The sequence below is a fragment of the Stenotrophomonas sp. GD04054 genome, from assembly GCF_029836955.1.
Classification (GTDB): Bacteria; Pseudomonadota; Gammaproteobacteria; order Xanthomonadales; family Xanthomonadaceae; genus Stenotrophomonas; species Stenotrophomonas maltophilia_A.
Genome location: NZ_JAOECR010000068.1, coordinates 1 through 20,412 on the forward strand (window position 1 = coordinate 1; position 20,412 = coordinate 20,412).

Below are 20,412 nucleotides of genomic sequence, written 5' to 3' on the forward strand. Positions count from 1 at the left end.
AGGCCAGGAACGCCGGGCATGGCCCGGCGCTATCGCATCTGACGATCAGCGTGCCGGCAGGTACTGCTGCGGGTCGACCGGCTTGCCGTTGTAGCGAATCTCGAAGTGGACCATGTCGCGGTTCGCACCGGTACGGCCCATTTCGGCGATCTGCTCACCGGCCTTCACGCTCTGCCCTTCATTCACCAGGCGCTTGCGGTTGTGGCCATAGGCCGACAGCCACTGGTCGCTGTGCTTGATGATGATCAGCTCGCCGTAGCCGACCAGGCCGGCGCCGGAATACACCACCACGCCATTGGCGGTGGCCTTGACCGCCTGGCCGCTGGTGCCGGCGATGTCGACGCCCTGCTTGGTCGCATCACCAGCCACGTAGCGGCCAACGATGGCGCCATCAGCCGGCCAGCGCCAGGCGATGTTGCTCTTCACCGGACCGACCGGCGCCGGGGCCGGCGTGGTGCTGCCGCCACTGCTGCCACCGGAACGCGGCGGGGTGACCACCGTGGTGGGCGCGCGGCCGCCGCTGGCACCGGCCGGATACAGCCGGATCACCTGCCCCGGGTAGATCGTCGAGGGGTTGTCCAGGCTGTTCCAGGCAATCAGGTCGGCCGGGGTGATGTCATGGATGCGGGCCAGCGCATAGATGGTGTCGCCCTTGCGCACCACCACGGTCTGCCCCGGCTTGGCTACCGAGGTCTTCGGCGTGGTCACACCGCCACCGGTGCTGCCACCACCAGGACGAACCACGGTGGCGGTGCCGCAGGCGGCCAGGGTGGAAACCAGCAACGCCAGCGCGCCGATGCGCACTCCCTTGCTCAGACGATCAGGACTCATGCGAACTTCGACCTCCATACAAGCCAGGCGATCAGCACCACCACCAGCGCGGTGGCGATCCAGCCCAGCGGTTCAATCCAGCGACGCAGTGCCGCTTCAGCACGCGCACCACCGATACGGATGACCGCAGCCAGCACGAACACGCGCTTGCCACGACCGATCAGCATGCTCAACAGGTACTGCGGCATCGGTACACCGACGATACCCGATGCCCACGTGAAGACCTTCATCGGGATGGGCATGAATCCGCCCAGCACCAGGAAGGTGAACACTGCCCACGGCGACTCGGCCATCTTCGCCTGCACGGTGGTGATGCCCTGCTCGATGGCCGGCAGCATGCCCAGCGCTTCGAACAACGGCTTGATCGCCTCGAAGGCGTAATGACCCAGCGCGTAGCCAACCAGTGCGCCGACCATCGAGCCGGCCAGGCTCAGGGTGGCGAACCACCAACCGCGCTTGGGCTGGGCCACGCACATCGGCGCCAGCATCACCTCCGGCATCACCGGGAAGATGATCGCCTCGAAGAAGCTCAACACCGTCAGGTAGGTCGGCGCGCGTTCGTGCGCCGCCCACTTCATCGCCCGCTCGTACAGCGGCCCGAAAATCTTCATGCAACCCTGCTCCGTGGATTAGTCGAGCATGCCAGACAGCAGCGGCACGAACGTGACCGGCGCCAGCACGTGTTGTTCGATGCTGCCGTCGGCCTTGCGGTCCAGCTGTACCAGCGACTGCGCCCCGGGGCCACCGACCGGCGCCACCAGGCGGCCGCCCTCGGCCAGTTGCTCGATCAGGGCGTCGACCAGTGCCGGCGCCGCCGCAGTGACCACGATGGCATCGAACGGACCGTGCTCGGCCCAGCCGACGCGACCGTCGTCATGCTTGGTGCGGATGTTCATTCCCAGCGCACGGAAGCGCTTGCGGGCCTGTCGCAGCAGATCGCCGATGCGCTCCACGGTGTAGACCTCCAGGCCCAGCGCACCGAGGATGGCGGCCTGGTAACCGGAACCGGTGCCGACTTCCAACACCCGCTTCGGCGCGACCTGGAGCACCGTCTCGGTCATCCGCGCGACCACCCAGGGCTGCGAGATGGTCTGGCCGTGGCCGATCGGCAGCGCAGTGTCTTCATACGCGCGCGAGGCCAGTGCCTCGTCGATGAACAGATGGCGCGGCACCACCCGGATCGCATTCAAGGTCGGCTCGTCGACGATGCCGGCTTCGCGCAGGCGGTCGACCAGGCGGTCACGCACACGCTGCGAGGTCATGCCGATACCGACGGCTTCCGGTTGCAGGCGCAGGCGTGGACTCATGCCGGCTGGTCCAGCGCGGCACTGAGGCCGCCGACCCAGCTGGCCACTTTCTCCAGTGCCTGGTAGCGGGTCAGGTCCACCTGGATCGGGGTGATCGAGATATGCCCGGTGCGCACCGCATGGAAGTCGGTACCGGGGCCGGAGTCCTGCTCACGGCCGGCCGGGCCGATCCAGTACACCTCGTTGCCGCGCGGGTCTTTCTGCGCGATGCAGCCTTCGGCGCGGTGGCGGTTGCCGAGGCGGGTGACCTCGAAGCCCTTGACCTCGCTCCACGGCAGATCAGGCACGTTGACGTTGAGGATGGTGTCAGCCGGCAACGGATCGGCCTTGAGCCGGGCAACGATCTCCACCGCAGCGCGCGCGGCGGTCTCGAAGTGTTTCGGATCGTGGTTGCGGGTAACCAGCGAGACCGCCACCGCCGGCAGCCCGAGGAAGCGACCTTCCATCGCCGCCGAGACGGTGCCGGAGTAGATCACGTCATCGCCGAGGTTGGCGGCATTGTTGATGCCGGACACGACAATGTCCGGTTCGAACTCGAGCAGCCCGGTCAGCGCCAGGTGCACGCAGTCGGTCGGAGTGCCGGCCACCGAGACGGTGTAATGGTCGATGCGCTTGAGGCGGATCGGCAGGTCCAGGGTCAGCGAATTGCTGGCGCCGGAGCGATCACGGTCGGGCGCGACCACCGTGACTTCGTGTCCGGCCTCGCGCAGCACCGAAGCAAGCATCCGGATGCCTGCGGCGTCGACGCCATCGTCGTTACTGACCAGGATTCGCATCTTCGATTTAACCGCTTGATTTTCCAAGAATTCGATTCCGTCACCGTGCAGTGTGGGCGGGACCGCCGTACTCCCCTGCGGAAGCCGTCGACCCTGCAAGGGCATCGTCTATTGTGCCGCATGCGAGCCGCCGGTCCTACCCTGTCGGCGGTCATGACCGACATCGAACCGTCATAGGCAGAGATGCGCCGGCGGTTTACCCTGTGCGCATGTCGCACCCTGAAGACGAAGATCCGGCCGCATTGTTCCGTGCGGCCATCGGCGAAGTGACGCCGCTGCGCAAGGATGCCGAGCCGGCGCCTGCCGCGCCCCGGCCGAAGCCGCGCGCGCGCATGGCCGAACGTGACGAGGCCGAAGCCGCCGGCGAATTCGCCCGGCTGCTGCGCGACAGCACGCCGCTGGAAGCCGGCGACGTGGCCAGCTATCGCCGCGACAACCTGCCACCACGCTTGTTCCAGCGCCTCAAGCGTGGCCAGTACTCGGTGCAGGACGAGCTGGACCTGCACGGCGCCACTGCGTCGCAGGCGGAGGCGCTGCTGCGCCAGTTCCTGCTGGAAGCGCATGCACACGACTATGGCTGCGTGCGCATCATCCACGGCAAGGGCCTGCAGTCCGATGGCGGTGCACCGGTGCTGAAGAATCTGGTCGATCGCCTGCTGCGGCTGCGCAACGACGTACTGGCGTTCCATTCGGCGCCGACCGGACAAGGCGGCACCGGCGCGGTGCTGGTGCTGCTGGCCCGTAGATGAAAAAGGGGACGGAGGGAATTAAGTCGTTTGTGCCACAAACGACTTAATTCCCTCCGTCCCCTTTTTCTGTCAGGCCTGCGAGGCGTCTTCGACGGGGCCGAGTTCGTGCAGTACGGCGGTGGCGTAGCAGCCTGGCGGCAGCGCGAATGACAGCTCCAGCACGTCGTCGGCCAGCCACTGGTGCTGCAACAGCGCCGGGCGCAGGCGCAACGCGCGGCGCTCCTGCTTCAGCCGTGCGTCTTCCAGGCCGGCCCGCAGTGCCTTTGACTCCTCGTCGTCCAGCGCGGCCAGCTCCAGCTCACGTGCCGCGTCGGCGCTGCGCAGCTCGCCTTCGCCCCACAGCGGCGCGCTGGGATGGATGTCGAAACGCGCCAGTCGCTCGGCCAGCACGTCGGTGTACGGCTCGGGTCCGAACACGCTGCGGCTGCCATCGAGCATCCACACTTCGCCATCGAGCGGCTGATCCCAGTTGCCCTGCTCCACGCGCGCGGCCAGCACGCGGTTGAACAGCGCCGAACGGGCGGCTGACAGCAGCAGCGAACGCTGGTCCTTGCGCATGCGGCGGCCACCGAACATCGCCAATGCCGCCGGTACGTTGCCGCCGTCGCGGCCGAAACGCTGTTCACCAAACCAGTTCGGCAGGCCGCGCTCGGCAATCTGCTGCAGGCGCTCACTGATCGCTGCAGCATCACCCTGCACCTCGCGCAGCACCAGCTTGAAGCGGTTGCCGGCCAGTGCGCCACGCTGCAGCTTGCGGTTGTGCCAGGTGGCTTCGAGCACTTCGATCTCGTCGCTGGCCAGCTCGGCCAGGTCCGGCGCGACGCGCTTGGGCAGGTGCACGCTGAAACGCTGGGTGGTGACCGCATGGCGATCCTTCATGCCGGCGTAGCTCACCGCCATTTCCGGCAGGCCCGCCCACTTGGCCAGCACCTTGGCCACATGCACGGTGTTGGCACCGCGCTTGCGGATGTGCAGCAGCAGGTGTTCGCCTTCACCGGTCGCCTCGAAGGCCGGCAGTTCGTCAACCTGGAAATCGTCCGGCGTGGTGCGGATGCGCGCCGTCAGCAACGGTGCACCAAACGCCAACGGCAGCGGGATCATGCCGCCACCAGCAGTACCACCGCCTGTGCGGCGATGCCTTCGCCACGACCGGTGAAGCCCAGCTTCTCAGACGTGGTGGCCTTGACGCTGACTGCATCCAGCGGCAACTGCAGCAACCCACCGATGCGCTCACGCATCGCCAGCGCATGCGGGCCGACCTTCGGACGCTCGCAGATCACGGTGATGTCGGTGTTGCCGACGCGCCAGCCACGCTCGCGCAGCAGGCTGTCGCAATGGCGAACGAAATCACTGCTGTCGGCGCCCTTCCAGCGGTCGTCACTCGGTGGGAAATGCTGGCCGATATCGCCCAGCGCCAGCGCGCCGAGCATTGCATCACACAGGGCGTGCAGGATCACGTCGCCATCGCTGTGCGCGAGCACGCCGCAGCTGTGCGGCACGTTCACGCCGCCGAGCATGATGTGATCGCCTTCACCGAAGGCATGGACGTCGTAGCCCTGGCCAATGCGGACGGGCGGGAACGGTGCGGTGCTCATGGATGCAACCCTTGCAACAGGGCCGCGCGGACGGTCAGCCGGCGCGGCGGGAAAGTACGAATTCGAACCGGTCCAGATCGGCCGGGGTGGTGACCTTGAAGTTGTCCTCACTGCCTTCCACCAGCAGCGGGCGCTGGCCCTGGCGCTCCATGGCCATGGCCTCGTCGGTGACGTCAATACCGACGGCCGCTGCGTCGGACAGCGCGCGGCTGAGCTGGTGGCGGCGGAACAGCTGCGGCGTCAGTGCGCGCCACAGGCGCTCGCGTGGCTCGGTGCCATCGATGCCGCCGTCGTCGCCAGCGCGCTTGAGGGTGTCGCGCACCGGCGCAGCCAGGATCGCCCCGACCGGGTCGGCACGACCGACTTCAAGCAGACGACCGAGATCGGCCAGCGACAGGTTCGGCCGTGCAGCATCGTGAACCAGCACGAATTCATCGGCACGCACGGTGTCCGGCAGCGCCTGCAACCCGGCCAGCACCGAGGCGGCACGGGTCGCGCCGCCGATGCAGGTCAGCACCGGCTTGCCCGACCACTCATTCCAGCCCGGCCAGTCGGCATCGTCCTGGCCGATCACCACCATCGCTCCGGCCACGGCGGGGTGCGCCAGCAGCGCGTCCAGCGTGTGGGCGAGCAGGATCTGCCCGCCCGCCTGCAGGTACTGTTTGGGCAGCGGTGCACCGAAGCGGGTGCCACGGCCGGCCGCAGGAACAACGACCCAGATCGCCGCGCTCATGGCACGTCTGCCGGGTGTTCGCCCGCCTGGGCAGTGACGCCGGCAGCAGGCTGCGCCGGGTGGACCGGTGCATCCTCGACCACGCGGTAGAACTTCTCGCCAGGCTTGATCATGCCCAGCTCGCTGCGCGCGCGCTCCTCGATGGCGGACTGGCCTTCCTTGAGGTCCTTCACTTCGGCAGCGAGCGCGTCGTTGCGCTGCTGCAGACCCTCATTGTCCCGCTCCTGGTTGGCGACCTGGGCTTCGAGCATCATCACTTCACCCGAGTTGCCCGGACCGAACCAGAAGCGGTACTGCAGCCAGCCCAGCAGCAGGGCCAGCACCAGCAGCATCCAGCGCCAGTCGCGCATCGGCTCAGCGCTTCAGCGAAACGAACGCGTCACGACCGGCGTAACGCGCGCCGGCGCCGAGGGCTTCCTCGATGCGCAGCAGCTGGTTGTACTTGGCCACGCGATCGCTGCGGCACAGCGAGCCGGTCTTGATCTGGGTGGCGGTGGTGGCCACCGAGATATCGGCAATGGTGGTGTCTTCGGTTTCGCCCGAACGGTGCGAGACGACGGCGGCATAGCCGGCGCGGTCGGCCATCGCGATCGCTTCCAGGGTTTCGCTGAGCGTGCCGATCTGGTTGACCTTGATCAGGATCGCGTTGGCGGTGCCCGAGTCGATGCCTTCCTGGAAGATCTTCGGGTTGGTCACGAACAGGTCGTCGCCAACCAGCTGCACCTTCTTGCCGATGCGGTCGGTCAGCAGCTTCCAGCCGGCCCAGTCGTTCTCGGCCAGGCCATCTTCAATCGTGATGATCGGGTACTGCGCGGCCCAGTCGGCGAGGAAGTCGACGAACTGCTCGGAGGTCAGGCGCTTGTTCTCGCCGACCAGGTTGTACTTGCCGTTTTCGAAGAATTCGCTGGAGGCGACGTCCAGGCCCAGCAGCACGTCTTCACCGGCGGTATAGCCAGCCTTGCCGATCGCTTCGAGGATGGTGTCGAGTGCTTCGACGTTGCTGCGGAAGTCCGGTGCGAAGCCGCCCTCGTCGCCGACCGCCGTGCTCAGGCCGTGGCCCTTCAGCACCGACTTCAGCGAATGGAAGATTTCGGTGCCAGCGCGCAGCGCTTCGGAGAACGAGGTGAAGCCGACCGGCAGCACCATGAACTCCTGGAAGTCGACGTTGTTGTCGGCGTGCGCGCCGCCATTGATGATGTTCATCATCGGCACCGGCAGCGACGGGGTCACGCCGGTCTTGGCGGCAAGGTACTGCCACAGCGCCTGCTTGTTCGATGCAGCGGCGGCGTGCGCGGCGGCCATCGAAACACCCAGCAGCGCGTTGGCGCCGAGGCGGCCTTTGTTCTCGGTGCCGTCGAGGTCGATCAGGCGACGGTCGAGGCCGGCCTGGTCGGTGGCTTCGAAGCCCTTCAGCGCATTGGCGATGGTGGTGTTGACGTTGTCGACAGCCTTGCGCACACCCTTGCCCAGGTAACGGGTCTTGTCGCCATCACGCAGCTCGACCGCTTCCTTGGTGCCGGTCGAGGCGCCGGAGGGAACCGCGGCACGACCGAACGAACCGTCCTCCAGGATGACTTCGGCTTCCAGCGTGGGGTTGCCACGGCTGTCGAGGATTTCACGGGCGTGGATGCTGCGGATCGTACTCATGGTCGGGCCGGTTACCTGTATGGAGAGGGGGCGACAAAACGAATGCCGCGTGATTATCCCCGGCTGCCCGCCACTTGCCAAATGGCGTGGGCGGCTTCAGCCCCAACTGGACCCGATCACGATCAGGATCATCGACACCAGCATCACCAGCAATGCACCGGCAATCGCTGCCAGGATGGGGCCACGCCGCCGTCGCCAGGCCAGCACCATCGCCACCGGACTGCCCAGGAAGGACAGCACCATCGTGACCAGCGCGCCCAGCAGCCACCACTGCGTGGCCTGCACGCCGTTGTTTCCGTCTCCCGGCGGCCGGAAACCGGACGTGAAGGCCAGCACGCCCACCACCAGGGCGATCCAGGTCAACACGGACAGCCCCAGGGCGATCAGGCCCCAGGGCCAGCCACGCGCCGATGTGGTCGTATTCATCAAAGCAATCCGTAGAACAGGGCGCCCAGCCACAGCGAGAGCAGGATGATCGCCAGGCCAGCCGTGACCTTGCCGCGATTCAGCCGCCAGGCCAGCACAGCGGCAGCGACGCTGCCCACGGCACCGAGCAGCTCCGCCACCAGCAGCGCAATGAAGTACGCCCGCAGATCGAGCGCACTGCTGCCATCACCGGGGGGCCGCACCGACGCAGCGCCGATCAGTACCAGCCCGAACATGCCCACGGTGAACAGCACGGCCAGACCCAGTGCGATCAGGCCCCAGGGCCACCGTTTCCAGTGCCGGCGGTGACGCTGGGTTTCCAGCGCCAGCCACGGGTCACGACTCACGCGAAGCGCGAAAAGCCGTGCTTCTTGGTCACCGCATCGAGTTCCATCAGGGTCTCGAGCAGCGCTTCCATCTGGTCCAGCGGCCATGCATTGGGGCCATCGGACAGCGCCTTGGACGGGTCCGGATGGGTTTCGGCGAACAGGCCGGAGATGCCCACCGCCACGGCGGCGCGGGCCAGCACCGGCACGTGCTCACGCTGGCCACCGGAACTGGTGCCCTGCCCACCCGGCAGCTGCACCGAATGGGTGGCGTCAAACACCACCGGGCAACCGGTATCGCGCATCACCGCCAGCGAACGCATGTCGCTGACCAGGTTGTTGTAGCCGAAGCTGGCACCGCGTTCGCAGACCATGATCTGCTCGTTGCCGGTGGCCTTGGCCTTTTCCACGACCGGCTTCATGTCCCACGGCGCCAGGAACTGGCCCTTCTTGATGTTGACCGGCTTGCCGGCCGAGCACACCTTGCGGATGAAGTCGGTCTGGCGGACCAGGAACGCCGGGGTCTGCAGCACGTCCACCACCGAGGCCACTTCATCCATCGGGGTGTATTCGTGGACGTCGGTCAGCACCGGCACGCCGATCTGCTTCTTGACCTCGGCCAGGACCTTCAGGCCCTCTTCCATGCCCGGGCCGCGGAACGCGGTGCCCGAAGTGCGGTTGGCCTTGTCGAAGCTGGACTTGAAGATGAAGTTGACGCCGAGCTTGTCGGTGACTTCCTTCAACTTGCCGGCGGTATCGAGCTGCAGCTGCATCGACTCGATCACGCAGGGGCCGGCGATCAGGAACAGGGGCTGGTCCAGCCCGACCTCGAATCCACACAGTTTCATGGCGTTTCCTTGTTGTCCGCGGCACCGGCCGGGCCGGTGCGCTGGGGGTTGAAGCGTGCAAGATGGGGGCCGGCGGCCCCCATCACAAGTCAGGCGCGGGCTTCCTGCAGCAGCTTGCCGCCAGCCTTGCGCTCACGTGCGGCACGGATGAAACCGATGAACAGCGGGTGGCCGTCACGCGGCGTGGACAGGAATTCCGGGTGCGCCTGGCAGGCCAGGAACCACGGGTGCGCATCGCGCGGCAGCTCCACCACTTCCACCAGGGTGTCGTCCATCGACTTGCCGGCGATCACCAGGCCCGCATCTTCCAGCTGGGTGCGGTAGCGGTTGTTGAACTCGTAGCGGTGGCGGTGGCGCTCGGCAACCACGTCCTTGCCGTACAGCTCACGGGCCAGCGTGCCCGGCTTCAGGCGCTGTTCCTGCAGGCCCAGGCGCATGGTGCCACCGAGGTCGCTCTTGTCATCACGCTTTTCGACGTCGCCGGTTGCCGTGCGCCATTCGGTGATCAGGCCGATCACCGGGTTCGGTGACTGGCGGTCGTTCTCGGTGCTGTTGGCACCTTCCAGGCCGACCACGTTGCGGGCGTAATCGACGACAGCCGCCTGCATGCCGTAGCAGATGCCGAAGTACGGCACGTGCTGCTCGCGGGCGAACTTCGAGGTCAGTACCTTGCCTTCGAAACCACGGTCGCCGAAGCCGCCCGGCACCAGGATGCCGTCGACATCGGCCAGTGCGGCCATGTCGGTGCCTTCCAGGTCCTGTGCTTCCAGCCACTTCAGGTTGACCTTGGTGCGCTGGCGCAGGCCGCCGTGCTTGAGCGCTTCGCCGACCGACTTGTAGGCATCCTGGTGATCGACGTACTTGCCGACCACGGCGATGGTCACTTCGTCCAGCGGATGCAGGGTCGCATCGACCGCGTCTTCCCACATCGACAGATCGACCGGACCGACCTTGTCGGCCAGCTTCAGCTGGTTGACGACGATCTCGTCCAGGCCCTGCGCATGCAGGCCCGACGGAATGCGGTACAGGACGTCCACGTCCGGCACGCTGATCACCGCGCGCTCGGAAACGTTGGTGAACTGGGCGATCTTGCGGCGCTCCGAATCCGGCACAGCCTGTTCCGAACGGCACAGCAGCACGTCCGGCTGGATGCCGATCGAGCGCAGTTCCTTCACCGAGTGCTGGGTCGGCTTGGTCTTCAGCTCACCGGCGGCGCCGATGTACGGCACCAGGGTGAGGTGCATGAACAGCGCCTTCTCCGGACCACGCTCGGTGCGCACCTGGCGGATCGCTTCCAGGAACGGCAGCGACTCGATGTCGCCGACGGTACCGCCGATCTCGACCAGCGCCACGTCGTAGCCTTCGGTGGCCTCGTCGATGCAGCGGCGGATCTCGTCGGTGATGTGCGGAATGACCTGCACGGTCGCGCCCAGGTAGTCGCCGCGGCGTTCCTTGCGGATCACGTTCTCGTAGATACGACCGGTGGTGACCGAGTTCTTGCGGCTCAGGCGGGTGCGCACGAAGCGCTCGTAGTGGCCCAGGTCGAGGTCGGTCTCGGCGCCGTCGTCGGTGACGTAGACCTCACCGTGCTGGAACGGACTCATGGTGCCCGGGTCGACGTTGATGTACGGGTCGAGCTTCATCATCGTGACCTTCAGGCCACGGGCTTCGAGAATGGCGGCCAGCGACGCGGCGGCAATGCCTTTGCCGAGCGAGGACACCACGCCGCCGGTTACGAAAATCAAGGGAGTCATGGCTGCAAGCATCCTGTCTGGAAATGGAAAACGGCAGCACCACGCGCGCCCGGAGGGCAGGCATGGTGCTCAGAGGGGGTTTTCCGGTTCGCTGTGGCAGCGAGGGAGGTGCGGATCCGTGCGACGGCAGGCGCCGGACGGGGACCACCGTGCGAGGTCGGGGCGACCGTGCCGGTCAAATCGACCGTCACCTGCGACCCGCCATGCTGGAAGCCACGCTTGGCCGCTCCAGCCCATTCGCAAATGGTGGACACGCACTTACTCCCGGAAAGCCATAGTTTACAGATTGATGGCCGCCAACCCAAGAGGCAGATGGCACGCCACTAAAAAGAAACGCCCCGCAAAGCGGGGCGTTCCGGAGCGCAACCCTTGTCGCAAGGGCGCCTGGCAGGGGGCGGGATCAGCGCTTCTTGCGCGCTTCCTCTTCCTCTTCCTGCTGCGGGGCCGGCTGGCCCTGCGCCTTCATTTCGGCATTGGCCTGGGCCCGACGCTTGGCCTTGGCATCGGCCTCGGCCTGCGCCTTGTCGGCCTGGTCACCCTGCTGCGGGGCCGGCTGGCCGGCGTTCTGCGCCACCACCAGCGGCACTGCAACGGCGGCAGCGGCCAGGATCGCAATGGTCAGCAACTTCTTCATGAGGTCCTCCTCGCGGTATGGCTTGGATGTTTCGACCCAACGGGGGTCGCCGGTGTTCAGATTCCAGCAGCTGCCATTTTACCCCCTCTGCGTCGCCGAGACTGAACCGCAGGCGTGCAAAATCCCGTGCCAGACCCCACACTTGCCCGTCGCTCCAAGCTTTCGAAGACAGATGAACGCCCGTTATAACGCCGCCGATATTGAAGTCCTGTCCGGCCTTGACCCGGTCAAGCGCCGTCCCGGCATGTATACCGACACCGCGCGCCCGAACCACCTGGCGCAGGAAGTGATCGACAACTCGGTGGACGAGGCCCTCGCTGGCCACGCCCGCTCGATCGAGATCACCCTGTACAAGGACGGCAGCGTGGAGGTCAGCGATGACGGCCGCGGCATGCCGGTGGACATCCACCCGGAAGAGAAGATCCCGGGCGTCGAGCTGATCCTCACCCGCCTGCATGCCGGCGGCAAGTTCAGCAACAACAACTACACCTTCTCCGGCGGCCTGCACGGCGTCGGCGTCAGCGTGGTCAATGCGCTGTCGACCCTGGTCGAGGTGCACATCAAGCGCGAAGGTGCCGAGCACCGCATCACTTTCCGCAACGGCGACCGCGCCACCCCGCTGGAAGTGGTTGGCAGCGTCGGCAAGAAGAACACCGGTACCCGCGTGCGCTTCTGGCCGGACCCGAAGTACTTCGACACGCCCAAGTTCGCTGTGCGCGCGCTCAAGCACCTGCTGCGCGCCAAGGCCGTGCTCTGCCCGGGCCTGACCGTGAAGCTGACCGACGAGGCCACCGGTGAAGTCGATACCTGGTACTACGAAGACGGCCTGCGCGATTACCTGAAGCTGGAGCTGGGCGATCGCGAGATGCTGCCGGCCGAACTGTTCGTCGGCAACCTGAAGAAAGACACCGAGATCGTGGACTGGGCCGTGGCCTGGCTGCCGGAAGGCGAACTGGTGCAGGAAAGCTACGTCAACCTGATCCCCACTGCCCAGCACGGCACCCACGTCAACGGCCTGCGCACCGGCCTGACCGAGGCGCTGCGCGAGTTCTGCGACTTCCGCAACCTGCTGCCGCGTGGCGTCAAGCTGGCCCCGGAAGACGTGTGGGACCGCGTGTCGTTCGTGCTGTCGCTGAAGATGACCGACCCGCAGTTCAGCGGCCAGACCAAGGAACGCCTGTCCTCGCGCCAGGCCGCCGGCTTCATCGAAGGCGCCGCCCACGATGCGTTCAGCCTGCTGCTGAACCAGAACGTGGAGCTGGGCGAGAAGATCGCGCAGATCGCCATCGAGCGCGCCAGCGCGCGCCTGAAGACCGAAAAGCTGGTCGTCCGCAAGAAAGTCACCCAGGGCCCGGCCCTGCCCGGCAAGCTGGCCGACTGCATCAGCCAGGACCTGTCGCGCACCGAGCTGTTCCTGGTGGAGGGTGACTCGGCAGGCGGCAGCGCCAAGCAGGCGCGTGACAAGGACTTCCAGGCGATCCTGCCGCTGCGCGGCAAGATCCTCAACACCTGGGAAGTGTCCTCCAACAGCGTGCTGGCGTCGGAAGAAGTGCACAACCTGGCCGTGGCCATCGGCTGCGACCCCGGCAAGGACGACATTGCTGGCCTGCGCTACGGCAAGGTCATCATCCTGGCCGACGCGGACTCGGACGGCCTGCACATTGCCACCCTGCTCACCGCGCTGTTCCTCAAGCACTTCCCGGCGCTGGTCGATGCCGGCCACGTGTTCGTGGCGATGCCACCGCTGTTCCGCATCGATGTGGGCAAGCAGGTGTTCTATGCCCTGGACGAAGAAGAGAAGCGCTCGATGCTGGACAAGATCGAACGCGAGAAGATCAAGGGCGCGATCAACGTCACCCGCTTCAAGGGCCTGGGCGAGATGAATCCGCCACAGCTGCGTGAATCCACCATCCACCCCGACACCCGTCGCCTGGTGCAGCTGACCGTGGACGACGGCGAGCAGACCCGTTCGCTGATGGACATGCTGCTGGCCAAGAAGCGCGCCTCCGACCGCAAGGGCTGGCTGGAGAGCAAGGGCGATCTGGCTTCGCTGGAAGTCTGACCCGACGCGGGGCCGGATCCGTTTCCTGCAGGGAAACGGCTCTGGCCCCATCGCCCGGTAATGCCGGTTCATGTGCCCTTGGCATTACGCCCCCATCGGCAAACCCGGCGGCGCCATAATGCGCGTCCATCTGTGTGGACCATCGTATTGGCCAGCCACTCGCTGCTGTTCCCGGGCCTGCCGCTGCACAGCGCGCGCCTGGTCCTGAGCCCGATCCGCCGCGACGATGCGGCCGCCCTGTTCGCGATCCAGTCCGATCCGGACGTGATGCGGTTCTGGAACCACCCGGCGTGGACACGACCGGCCGAAGCGCGCGCGCAGATCGACGATGACCTGGCGGCACAGGCCACCGGCACCCAGCTCAAGCTGGCCGTGCGCGAAACGCTGGACGGCCCGTTGCTGGGCATCTGCGTGGTGTTCGCCCTGGATCGCGATGCCGCTCGTGCCGAGATCGGCTACCTTCTGGCCCCCGACAGGCAAGGCCAGGGCTACATGCACGAAGCGCTGCAGCACCTGCTGGACTACCTGTTCCAGACTCTGCGCCTGCATCGCGTGGAAGCCGAAGTCGACCCGCGCAACCGGCCCTCGGCACACGTGCTTGAACGGCTGGGCTTCCACCTGGAGGGCGTGCTGCGGCAGCGCTGGCGCATCCAGGGCGAACTGTCCGATTCGGCGGTATACGGCCTGCTGGCCAACGACGAACTGCGCACCACCCTGCCCGCTTGACCCAATCTGGCCACTGGCGGCCTCGACGCGCGGCCATGCCTTTGGACACATACGACATGCCCTCCACCGGCCTAGCATCGGAACCCCTTCCGCTGCCGATCCGGTGCCATGAAGTCCCTGCTGCACACTGCCGCGCTCTGCGTCGGCCTGCTCATCGCCCCTGCCAGCGTGCTGGCCGCGCCTGACGCCGAGGCCACGCCCGACCCGAAAGACGACAAGACCGAAGCGCCTGCGCTGCCCGCCGATGCGTCGGCCCGCCAGAGCATGCGCCTGGCCGGCCGCACCCTGGACTACACCGCCACCGTCGGCACCCTGCCGGTACGCGATGCCAAGGGCAAGGTGATCGCCGACGTGGTGTTCACCGCCTACACGATGCCGGGCAAGGACCGGCCGGTGACCTTCGCGCTCAATGGTGGCCCGGGTGCATCGTCGGTCTACCTCAACATGGGCGCGATCGGGCCCAAGGTGGTCACCTTTGGTTCGGAGGGTGACAGCGCATCGGCGCCGGCCACCCTGCACGACAACCCCGGCACCTGGCTGGACTTCACCGACCTGGTGTTCATCGACCCGGTCGGCACTGGCTTCAGCCGTGCACGCATCGGCGATGACGAAGCGAAGAAGCAGCTGTACAACCCCAGCGCCGACATCGAATACCTGTCGCGCTCGATCTACGACTGGCTGCTGCGCAACCAGCGCATGGGTGCACGCAAGTACCTGACCGGCGAGAGCTACGGCGGCTACCGCGGCCCGCGCATCACCCACTTCCTGCAGACCCGCCTGGGCGTGGCGATGAACGGCCTGGTGCTGGTGTCGCCGTACCTGAGCCCGACCCTGGAAGACAACGCCGATGTCTCGCCGATGGCGTGGATGCAGACGCTGCCGTCGATCGCTGCAGCGCACCTGGAGCGCCAGGGCAAACTGACCGATGCGGCGATGCGCGACGTGGTGGAATACACCCGCGGCGACTACGCCACTGCGCTGATGAAGGGCCGCAGCGATCCGCAGGCGACCGAGGCGATGCTGCGCCGGGTGACCGAGCTGACCGGGCTGGATGCGCAGTTCGTGCGCCGCGCCGGTGGCCGACTGGAGACGCAGGCCTATCTGCGTGAGGTGTTCCGCGACAAGGGCACGCTGGGCAGCCGCTACGACTCCAACGTGACCGCGTTCGATCCGTTCCCGAATGATCCGGAACAGCGCGCCAACGATCCGCTGCTGGACAGCATCATTGCGCCGACCACCACCGCGATGGTCGACTTCGTGACGCGCGTGGTCGGCTGGAAGGTGGATGCACGCTACCAGGCGCTGAACTACGAGGTGAACCGGCTGTGGGACCGCAACGGCGAGCTGCGCCAGGGCGCGGTGACCCAGCTGCGCCAGGCGGTGGCGATCGATCCGCATCTGCAGGTGCTGATCGTGCATGGCTGGAATGATCTGTCGTGCCCATTCATGGGGTCGATCCTGACGGTGGACCAGATGCCGGCGATGGGCAGCAATCCGGACCGGGTACAGGTGCGCAGTTATCCGGGCGGGCACATGTTCTACAGCCGGGCGGACAGCCAGGCGGCGTTCCGCAGGGATGTGCAGGCGTTGTTCCAGCGCAACTGAGGGTGGTGGTGGTGGCCGGGCCTGCGGCCCGGCACCCGCTGGGGATCAACTGCCACTGCAACAGCAAGAGCTGGCATTCCGTGGGTTGGCGGGGTGGGATGGGCAGGCGGGGGACGGCAAAAACTGCTCCTGCGTGCCTCGTAGAGCGCCATCCATGGCGCTCTGCGCCCCCGCCTGCCCATCCCACCCCGCCTTCGACAGTTTCCGTGCGCTGTTGGTGGATGCCGACCGTTGGTCGGCACGAGGGCGGATCCCTGTTTCTGCTCTGGTAGGTGTCGACCTTGGTCGACACGATGTGTCCGGAAGAATTCTCTGCCCATGAAAAAAGCCCGCCGGTATCCGGCGGGCTTTTTCGTGTGCACCTTGGCGCGGCGATCAGGTCCAGCCGAACAGCTCGAACAGCTTCAGGATCAGGTACGCGCAGCCGCCCGCGGCCGGAATGGTCAGGATCCAGGCCCAGACGATGCGTTCGATGACGCCGAACTTCAGCGAGCGCGGGTTCTTGGCGAAGCCGACGCCCATGATCGCGGTGGAGATGCTGTGCGTGGTCGAGACCGGCATGCCGAAGTGGGCGGCCAGGGTCAGGATGGTGGCCGAGCTGGTCTCCGCGGCGAAGCCGTGGATCGGGTGCAGCTTGACCATCTTGTGACCCAGGGTCTTGATGATCTTCCAGCCGCCCGAGGCGGTACCGGCCGCCATCACCACCGCACAGGTCAGCACGATCCACATGGCGATGCCGTCACCGGCATGCGCATCCGGGTGCATGAAGGCCAGCCAGGACGGCAGGTCGTTCAGTGCGCCGGTGGCTTCGGCACCGATCAGTGTCATGGCGATGATGCCCATGGTCTTCTGCGCGTCGTTGTGGCCGTGGGCGAAGCCCATATAGGCCGCCGAGGCGATCTGCGCCTTGCCGAAGAAGGCGTTGACGATGCGCGGGCGGGCCAGACGACCGATGGCACCACCGATCTTGGCCAGGCCGGCGATCAGCGCCCACAGCAGCACCATCACCACGATGCCGAGCAGGAAGCCGGCGATCGGCGAGGTGATCATCGGCACGAACACCTTCCACAGCAGGCCCTTGTTCTGCGCCCAGCTGCCCAGGCGCTCGGACCAGATCAGCGCGTCCCAGTTGTTGTGGGCCGCAGCCAGGCCGGCGCCGCAGAGGCCACCGATCAGGGCGTGCGAGGACGAGGACGGCAGGCCCTTCCACCAGGTGATCAGGTTCCAGATGATGCCGCCCAGCAGGGCGCACAGGATCACCTGCGGGGTGACGTCGACCACGTTGGTGTTGAGCAGGCCCGAAGCGATGGTCAGCGCCACCGCGGTACCGGTCAGTGCACCGATGAGGTTCATGAAGGCGGCCAGCATCACCGCCCAGCCGGGCGAGAGCACCTTGGTCGCCACCACGGTGGCAATGGAGTTGGCGGTGTCGTGGAAGCCGTTGATGAACTCGAAGACGAGCGCGGCCAGGATCACCACCAGGACAAGGGTCAACATGCGGCGGCGTCCGTCAGCTGTTCTTCAACACGATCTGGTACGCCACCACGCCGGCCTCGCGGCAGCGGTCGATGGCCTTTTCCAGGATCTCGAAGAATTCCTTCAGCAGGAACATCTGCAGGTTGTCCAGGCGGCCCGAGTAGATGTCGCGGTACAGCTCGAGCATCAGGCGGTCGGCCTCGTTCTCCAGCGAACGCAGCTTCTCGTTGAGCGCGGTCATCCGGTCCAGGTTCATGTGGCGCAGGTCGGCCACCATCTCCACCACCACGCCGGCAGCCTGTTCCAGCATCGCCGCGCGCGGCGCGAAGTCGATGTGCTCCAGGTGGGTCGTGGCCAGCGAATAGCGATCGGCGAACTTCTCGATCTGCTTCGGAATCTTGTACAGCGCCGAGCCCAGCGCTTCGATGTCTTCGCGCTCGATCGGGGTCATGAAGCTGTCCACCAGCGCCTGGCTGATCTTGTCCGAGGCCGCGCGTTCGCGCAGGCGGGCCAGCTTGAAGGCGTCCAGCGCGGGCTGGCGGTCGGCCTCGCGCAGCATGGAATGCAGCGCCTTGGCGGCGTCGGAAGCCGCGACGGCAGCCTCATCGAGCAGGGTGTAGAACTGTTTGCCGGAACCGAAAATGGTCTGCAGAGAGAACATTGAGAAACCTGTCAGCCGTCGCGGGAAGGACGGCACCAGACGGAATTATGACGGCTAGATGACCATCACGGGTATCCCTGCCCCCTTCCGGGGCTCTGGAAGCCCCAACCTGAACAGGCGGTTGCCACCCTGCCACGCCCCTTTGCTAAGATGCCAGCGCGCCTTCGGGCGCACCTTATGGACGACGACCCTTACCCCCCTGCGCCGCGCCGGACCCTGTTCCTGAGCGCCAGCCGCCATCGCAAGCACCCGCCCTCCCTGCCACCAACCGGGGACGACGCCCGTGTTTGAGATCCTGATAGTTTTGGCCCTGATCGTGTTCAACGGCTTCTTCGCCATGTCCGAAATGTCGGTCATGACCTCGCGCAAGAGCCGCCTGAAGCAGATGGCCAGCACTTCCAAGCGCGCCGCCAAGGCGCTTGAGCTGTCCGAGAAGCCGGAGAACTTCCTGTCCACCGTCCAGATCGGCATCACCCTGGGCGGCATCCTGACCGGCGTGTACGGCGGTGAGGCCATCGGTAACAGCATCGCCCACCACCTTCAGGTGTTGTTCCCGTCGCTGGCCGACACCATCACCCTGTTCGGCAATCCGCAGCCGCTGTCGAACCTGATCGGCAAGACGCTGGCCGTGGCGCTGATCACCTTCCTGACGCTGATTTTCGGTGAGCTGGTGCCCAAGCGCCTGGCCATCACCCGTTCGGAAGACATCGCTGGCATGGTAGCCCTGCCGATGGGCTGGCTGGCCCGAATTGCATTCCCGGCCGTGTGGCTGCTGTCCCATTCGACCCGCTTGGTCCTGCGCCTGATGGGGCTAGGCAAGGACGAAGTTGCCTCGGTGACCGAAGAAGAGATCCGCATGCTGGTGGCCGAGAGCCACGAGGCCGGTGTGATCGACGCCCACGAGCGCGACATGATGAACCGCGTCATGCGCCTGGGCGACCGCACCGCCGACAGCCTGATGACCCCGCGCAACCGCATCGCCTGGCTGGATACCCAGGCTGGGCTGGAGCGCAACCTGGAAATCATGGCCGAGCACGAGTTCTCGCGCTACCCGGTGCTGCGCGACAATGACATGGACGTGGTCGGCGTGCTGGAACTGAAATCGCTGGCCACACGCATGGCGCGTGGCGACAACGCGCTGTTCCAGACCCTGCGCGAACCGCTGTACGTCTCCGAATCGACCCACGCGATGAAGCTGCTGGAGATCTTCCGCGAGGAACAGCAGTCGATGGCGCTGGTGGTGGACGAGTACGGCGAAATCCAGGGGCTGGTGACCATCAGCGACCTGATGGGCGCCGTGGTCGGCCGCCTGCAGGCGGTGGAGAACGCCGATGAAGATGCGTTGGTGGTGACCCGCGAAGACGGTTCGCTGCTGGTGGACGGCTCGCTGCCGATCGAGGACCTGCGCGAGCTGATCGGCAGCAACGATCTGCCCGATGCCGAGGATGGCGATTACTACACGCTGGCCGGCATGTGCATCCACTACTTCGGCCGCATCCCGCACGCGGGCGAGTACTTCGACTGGGCCGGCTGGCGCTTCGAGGTGGTCGACCTGGATGGTGCGCGGGTGGACAAGCTGCTGCTGCGCACGCTGTCCGACGAGCAGGCCGATGAGCTCACCGCCTGAGGCCGGCCAGGGTCCGGGCGTTGAGCGCCCGGCCTACCGTAACGAGGGCATCCGCACCCTGCTGGAGATGTTCGCCTCCGGCGACCCGGCCGAGCACATGCCGCTCGGCCAGATCCTGTGCAACCTGCAGCAGAGCGCGTTCGGCGTGTTCCTGTTCGTGGCGATCCTGCCATCGTTCATCCCGATCCCGGGCATGGGCGGCGCGGTCAGCGGCCCGCTGGTGATCCTGATCGGCCTGCAGATGCTGTTCTGCCTGCGCCGGCCGTGGCTGCCCGGCTTCATCGCCCGCCGCGGGCCCAAGCGCGGCACCATGCACCGCTTCCTGGACCGCATCGACCGCCCGCTGCGGCGGTTGGACAAGATGCTGAAACCGCGCCTGCCGCAGCTGCTGACACCGCTGCCGGCGCATGCCTTCAGCGGCCTGCTGCTGGTGTTGCTGGGCCTGCTGCTGTCGTTGCCGATTCCGTTCACCAACTTCCTGTTCGGCTTCCAGCTGCTGCTGTTCTCGCTGGCACTGCTGGAACGCGATGGCGCGCTGATGCTGTTCAACTGGATCGCGGCGCTGGCGGCGATCGCGTTCTTCGGTTTCAGTTCGGGGCAGCTGGTGGGCTACACGGTGGAGCTGTTCC

22 protein-coding genes are annotated in these 20,412 nt (G+C 66.4%); 6 read left to right on the top strand and 16 right to left on the bottom strand.

Annotated features, from left to right (window positions below; all coding sequences use genetic code 11):
• Nucleotides 1–45: 45 nt before the first annotated feature.
• Genes N7573_RS20425 through surE form a run of 4 tightly spaced genes read right to left on the bottom strand, consistent with a single transcriptional unit; the run spans nt 46 to nt 2,914 of the window.
• Nucleotides 46–831: a peptidoglycan DD-metalloendopeptidase family protein gene (locus N7573_RS20425; RefSeq protein ID WP_279913223.1), complete on the bottom strand. Its 786-nt coding sequence runs from the start codon at nt 829–831 to the stop codon at nt 46–48.
• Nucleotides 828–1,442 carry a YqaA family protein gene (locus N7573_RS20430; RefSeq protein WP_014036746.1) on the bottom strand — a complete coding sequence of 205 codons (615 nt, stop codon included), beginning with the start codon at nt 1,440–1,442 and terminating at the stop codon, nt 828–830. The genes N7573_RS20425 and N7573_RS20430 overlap by 4 nt, the downstream gene beginning before the upstream one ends.
• Before the next feature lie 18 nt (nt 1,443–1,460).
• On the bottom strand, nt 1,461–2,138 hold the full coding sequence (locus N7573_RS20435; protein WP_279913224.1) for a protein-L-isoaspartate(D-aspartate) O-methyltransferase: 678 nt from the start codon (nt 2,136–2,138) through the stop codon (nt 1,461–1,463).
• Nucleotides 2,135–2,914 (bottom strand): 5'/3'-nucleotidase SurE, encoded by a 780-nt coding sequence (gene surE / locus N7573_RS20440; protein WP_010485979.1) that lies wholly within the window; start codon nt 2,912–2,914, stop codon nt 2,135–2,137. The genes N7573_RS20435 and surE overlap by 4 nt, the downstream gene beginning before the upstream one ends.
• 209 nt (nt 2,915–3,123) lie before the next feature.
• Here surE and N7573_RS20445 point away from each other — a divergent pair, with 209 nt between their 5' ends.
• Nucleotides 3,124–3,663, top strand: a complete 540-nt coding sequence (locus N7573_RS20445; protein ID WP_032130120.1) for a Smr/MutS family protein — start codon at nt 3,124–3,126, stop codon at nt 3,661–3,663.
• 69 nt (nt 3,664–3,732) lie between these two features.
• Here the strand turns inward: N7573_RS20445 and truD are convergent, their stop codons facing one another.
• The 10 genes from truD to N7573_RS20495 form a co-directional block, all read right to left on the bottom strand.
• Nucleotides 3,733–4,764, bottom strand: coding sequence for a tRNA pseudouridine(13) synthase TruD (gene truD / locus N7573_RS20450; RefSeq protein WP_125895667.1), 1,032 nt, complete (start codon nt 4,762–4,764; stop codon nt 3,733–3,735).
• Nucleotides 4,761–5,258: a 2-C-methyl-D-erythritol 2,4-cyclodiphosphate synthase gene (ispF, locus tag N7573_RS20455; RefSeq protein ID WP_005409005.1), complete on the bottom strand. Its 498-nt coding sequence runs from the start codon at nt 5,256–5,258 to the stop codon at nt 4,761–4,763. The genes truD and ispF overlap by 4 nt, the downstream gene beginning before the upstream one ends.
• A 34-nt stretch (nt 5,259–5,292) precedes the next feature.
• Nucleotides 5,293–5,991, bottom strand: coding sequence for a 2-C-methyl-D-erythritol 4-phosphate cytidylyltransferase (ispD, locus tag N7573_RS20460; RefSeq protein ID WP_121503763.1), 699 nt, complete (start codon nt 5,989–5,991; stop codon nt 5,293–5,295).
• Nucleotides 5,988–6,341, bottom strand: coding sequence for a cell division protein FtsB (gene ftsB, locus N7573_RS20465; protein WP_032130117.1), 354 nt, complete (start codon nt 6,339–6,341; stop codon nt 5,988–5,990). Before ftsB ends, ispD begins: the two co-directional genes overlap by 4 nt.
• Before the next feature lie 4 nt (nt 6,342–6,345).
• Nucleotides 6,346–7,638: a phosphopyruvate hydratase gene (eno, locus tag N7573_RS20470; RefSeq protein ID WP_032130116.1), complete on the bottom strand. Its 1,293-nt coding sequence runs from the start codon at nt 7,636–7,638 to the stop codon at nt 6,346–6,348.
• Between the two features lie 96 nt (nt 7,639–7,734).
• On the bottom strand, nt 7,735–8,064 hold the full coding sequence (locus tag N7573_RS20475) for a hypothetical protein (protein ID WP_049400376.1): 330 nt from the start codon (nt 8,062–8,064) through the stop codon (nt 7,735–7,737).
• Nucleotides 8,064–8,411, bottom strand: a complete 348-nt coding sequence (locus tag N7573_RS20480) for a hypothetical protein (protein WP_279913225.1) — start codon at nt 8,409–8,411, stop codon at nt 8,064–8,066. Before N7573_RS20480 ends, N7573_RS20475 begins: the two co-directional genes overlap by 1 nt.
• On the bottom strand, nt 8,408–9,238 hold the full coding sequence (kdsA, locus tag N7573_RS20485) for a 3-deoxy-8-phosphooctulonate synthase (RefSeq protein ID WP_014036736.1): 831 nt from the start codon (nt 9,236–9,238) through the stop codon (nt 8,408–8,410). Before kdsA ends, N7573_RS20480 begins: the two co-directional genes overlap by 4 nt.
• A gap of 89 nt (nt 9,239–9,327) precedes the next feature.
• Entirely contained in the window at nt 9,328–10,992 is a 1,665-nt protein-coding gene (locus tag N7573_RS20490) for a CTP synthase (protein WP_032130113.1), read from the bottom strand.
• 400 nt (nt 10,993–11,392) lie between these two features.
• On the bottom strand, nt 11,393–11,626 hold the full coding sequence (locus N7573_RS20495) for a hypothetical protein (RefSeq protein WP_005416022.1): 234 nt from the start codon (nt 11,624–11,626) through the stop codon (nt 11,393–11,395).
• A 172-nt stretch (nt 11,627–11,798) separates the two neighbouring features.
• On the opposite strand from N7573_RS20495, the gene parE reads away from it, so the two are divergent.
• The 3 genes from parE to N7573_RS20510 all read left to right on the top strand — a co-directional run bounded on the left by parE (nt 11,799) and on the right by N7573_RS20510 (nt 16,019).
• Complete coding sequence (parE, locus tag N7573_RS20500; RefSeq protein WP_019338185.1) at nt 11,799–13,688, top strand: DNA topoisomerase IV subunit B; 1,890 nt, start codon at nt 11,799–11,801, stop codon at nt 13,686–13,688.
• A gap of 147 nt (nt 13,689–13,835) precedes the next feature.
• Nucleotides 13,836–14,414 carry a GNAT family protein gene (locus N7573_RS20505; protein ID WP_049400384.1) on the top strand — a complete coding sequence of 193 codons (579 nt, stop codon included), beginning with the start codon at nt 13,836–13,838 and terminating at the stop codon, nt 14,412–14,414.
• 108 nt (nt 14,415–14,522) lie between these two features.
• Nucleotides 14,523–16,019: a S10 family peptidase gene (locus tag N7573_RS20510; protein ID WP_049400374.1), complete on the top strand. Its 1,497-nt coding sequence runs from the start codon at nt 14,523–14,525 to the stop codon at nt 16,017–16,019.
• A gap of 375 nt (nt 16,020–16,394) precedes the next feature.
• Here N7573_RS20510 and N7573_RS20515 read toward each other — a convergent pair whose 3' ends face one another.
• Both N7573_RS20515 and N7573_RS20520 read right to left on the bottom strand, forming a co-directional pair.
• Nucleotides 16,395–17,516 (bottom strand): inorganic phosphate transporter, encoded by a 1,122-nt coding sequence (locus tag N7573_RS20515; protein ID WP_014036730.1) that lies wholly within the window; start codon nt 17,514–17,516, stop codon nt 16,395–16,397.
• Between the two features lie 13 nt (nt 17,517–17,529).
• Nucleotides 17,530–18,156 carry a DUF47 family protein gene (locus N7573_RS20520; protein ID WP_004152833.1) on the bottom strand — a complete coding sequence of 209 codons (627 nt, stop codon included), beginning with the start codon at nt 18,154–18,156 and terminating at the stop codon, nt 17,530–17,532.
• A gap of 283 nt (nt 18,157–18,439) precedes the next feature.
• On the opposite strand from N7573_RS20520, the gene N7573_RS20525 reads away from it, so the two are divergent.
• Together N7573_RS20525 and N7573_RS20530 are read left to right on the top strand one after the other, a co-directional pair.
• Entirely contained in the window at nt 18,440–19,783 is a 1,344-nt protein-coding gene (locus N7573_RS20525) for a hemolysin family protein (RefSeq protein ID WP_134950615.1), read from the top strand.
• The coding region (locus N7573_RS20530) for an exopolysaccharide biosynthesis protein (protein ID WP_279943270.1) at nt 19,767–20,412 on the top strand (646 nt) is incomplete at its 3' end. The genes N7573_RS20525 and N7573_RS20530, both read left to right, overlap by 17 nt.

Excerpts from the sequence above, each read along its gene's own strand:
- ispF (WP_005409005.1), bottom strand. The coding sequence starts at position 5,258 with ATGAGCACCGCACCGTTCCCGCCCGTCCGCATTGGCCAGGGCTACGAC.
- N7573_RS20490 (WP_032130113.1), bottom strand. The coding sequence starts at position 10,992 with ATGACTCCCTTGATTTTCGTAACCGGCGGCGTGGTGTCCTCGCTCGGC.
- kdsA (WP_014036736.1), bottom strand. The coding sequence starts at position 9,238 with ATGAAACTGTGTGGATTCGAGGTCGGGCTGGACCAGCCCCTGTTCCTG.
- ispD (WP_121503763.1), bottom strand. The coding sequence starts at position 5,991 with ATGAGCGCGGCGATCTGGGTCGTTGTTCCTGCGGCCGGCCGTGGCACC.
- N7573_RS20430 (WP_014036746.1), bottom strand. The coding sequence starts at position 1,442 with ATGAAGATTTTCGGGCCGCTGTACGAGCGGGCGATGAAGTGGGCGGCG.
- N7573_RS20445 (WP_032130120.1), top strand. The coding sequence starts at position 3,124 with ATGTCGCACCCTGAAGACGAAGATCCGGCCGCATTGTTCCGTGCGGCC.
- parE (WP_019338185.1), top strand. The coding sequence starts at position 11,799 with ATGAACGCCCGTTATAACGCCGCCGATATTGAAGTCCTGTCCGGCCTT.
- N7573_RS20510 (WP_049400374.1), top strand. The coding sequence starts at position 14,523 with ATGAAGTCCCTGCTGCACACTGCCGCGCTCTGCGTCGGCCTGCTCATC.
- surE (WP_010485979.1), bottom strand. The coding sequence starts at position 2,914 with ATGCGAATCCTGGTCAGTAACGACGATGGCGTCGACGCCGCAGGCATC.
- eno (WP_032130116.1), bottom strand. The coding sequence starts at position 7,638 with ATGAGTACGATCCGCAGCATCCACGCCCGTGAAATCCTCGACAGCCGT.
- N7573_RS20515 (WP_014036730.1), bottom strand. The coding sequence starts at position 17,516 with ATGTTGACCCTTGTCCTGGTGGTGATCCTGGCCGCGCTCGTCTTCGAG.
- N7573_RS20495 (WP_005416022.1), bottom strand. The coding sequence starts at position 11,626 with ATGAAGAAGTTGCTGACCATTGCGATCCTGGCCGCTGCCGCCGTTGCA.
- N7573_RS20475 (WP_049400376.1), bottom strand. The coding sequence starts at position 8,064 with ATGAATACGACCACATCGGCGCGTGGCTGGCCCTGGGGCCTGATCGCC.
- truD (WP_125895667.1), bottom strand. The coding sequence starts at position 4,764 with ATGATCCCGCTGCCGTTGGCGTTTGGTGCACCGTTGCTGACGGCGCGC.
- N7573_RS20435 (WP_279913224.1), bottom strand. The coding sequence starts at position 2,138 with ATGAGTCCACGCCTGCGCCTGCAACCGGAAGCCGTCGGTATCGGCATG.
- ftsB (WP_032130117.1), bottom strand. The coding sequence starts at position 6,341 with ATGCGCGACTGGCGCTGGATGCTGCTGGTGCTGGCCCTGCTGCTGGGC.
- N7573_RS20520 (WP_004152833.1), bottom strand. The coding sequence starts at position 18,156 with ATGTTCTCTCTGCAGACCATTTTCGGTTCCGGCAAACAGTTCTACACC.
- N7573_RS20425 (WP_279913223.1), bottom strand. The coding sequence starts at position 831 with ATGAGTCCTGATCGTCTGAGCAAGGGAGTGCGCATCGGCGCGCTGGCG.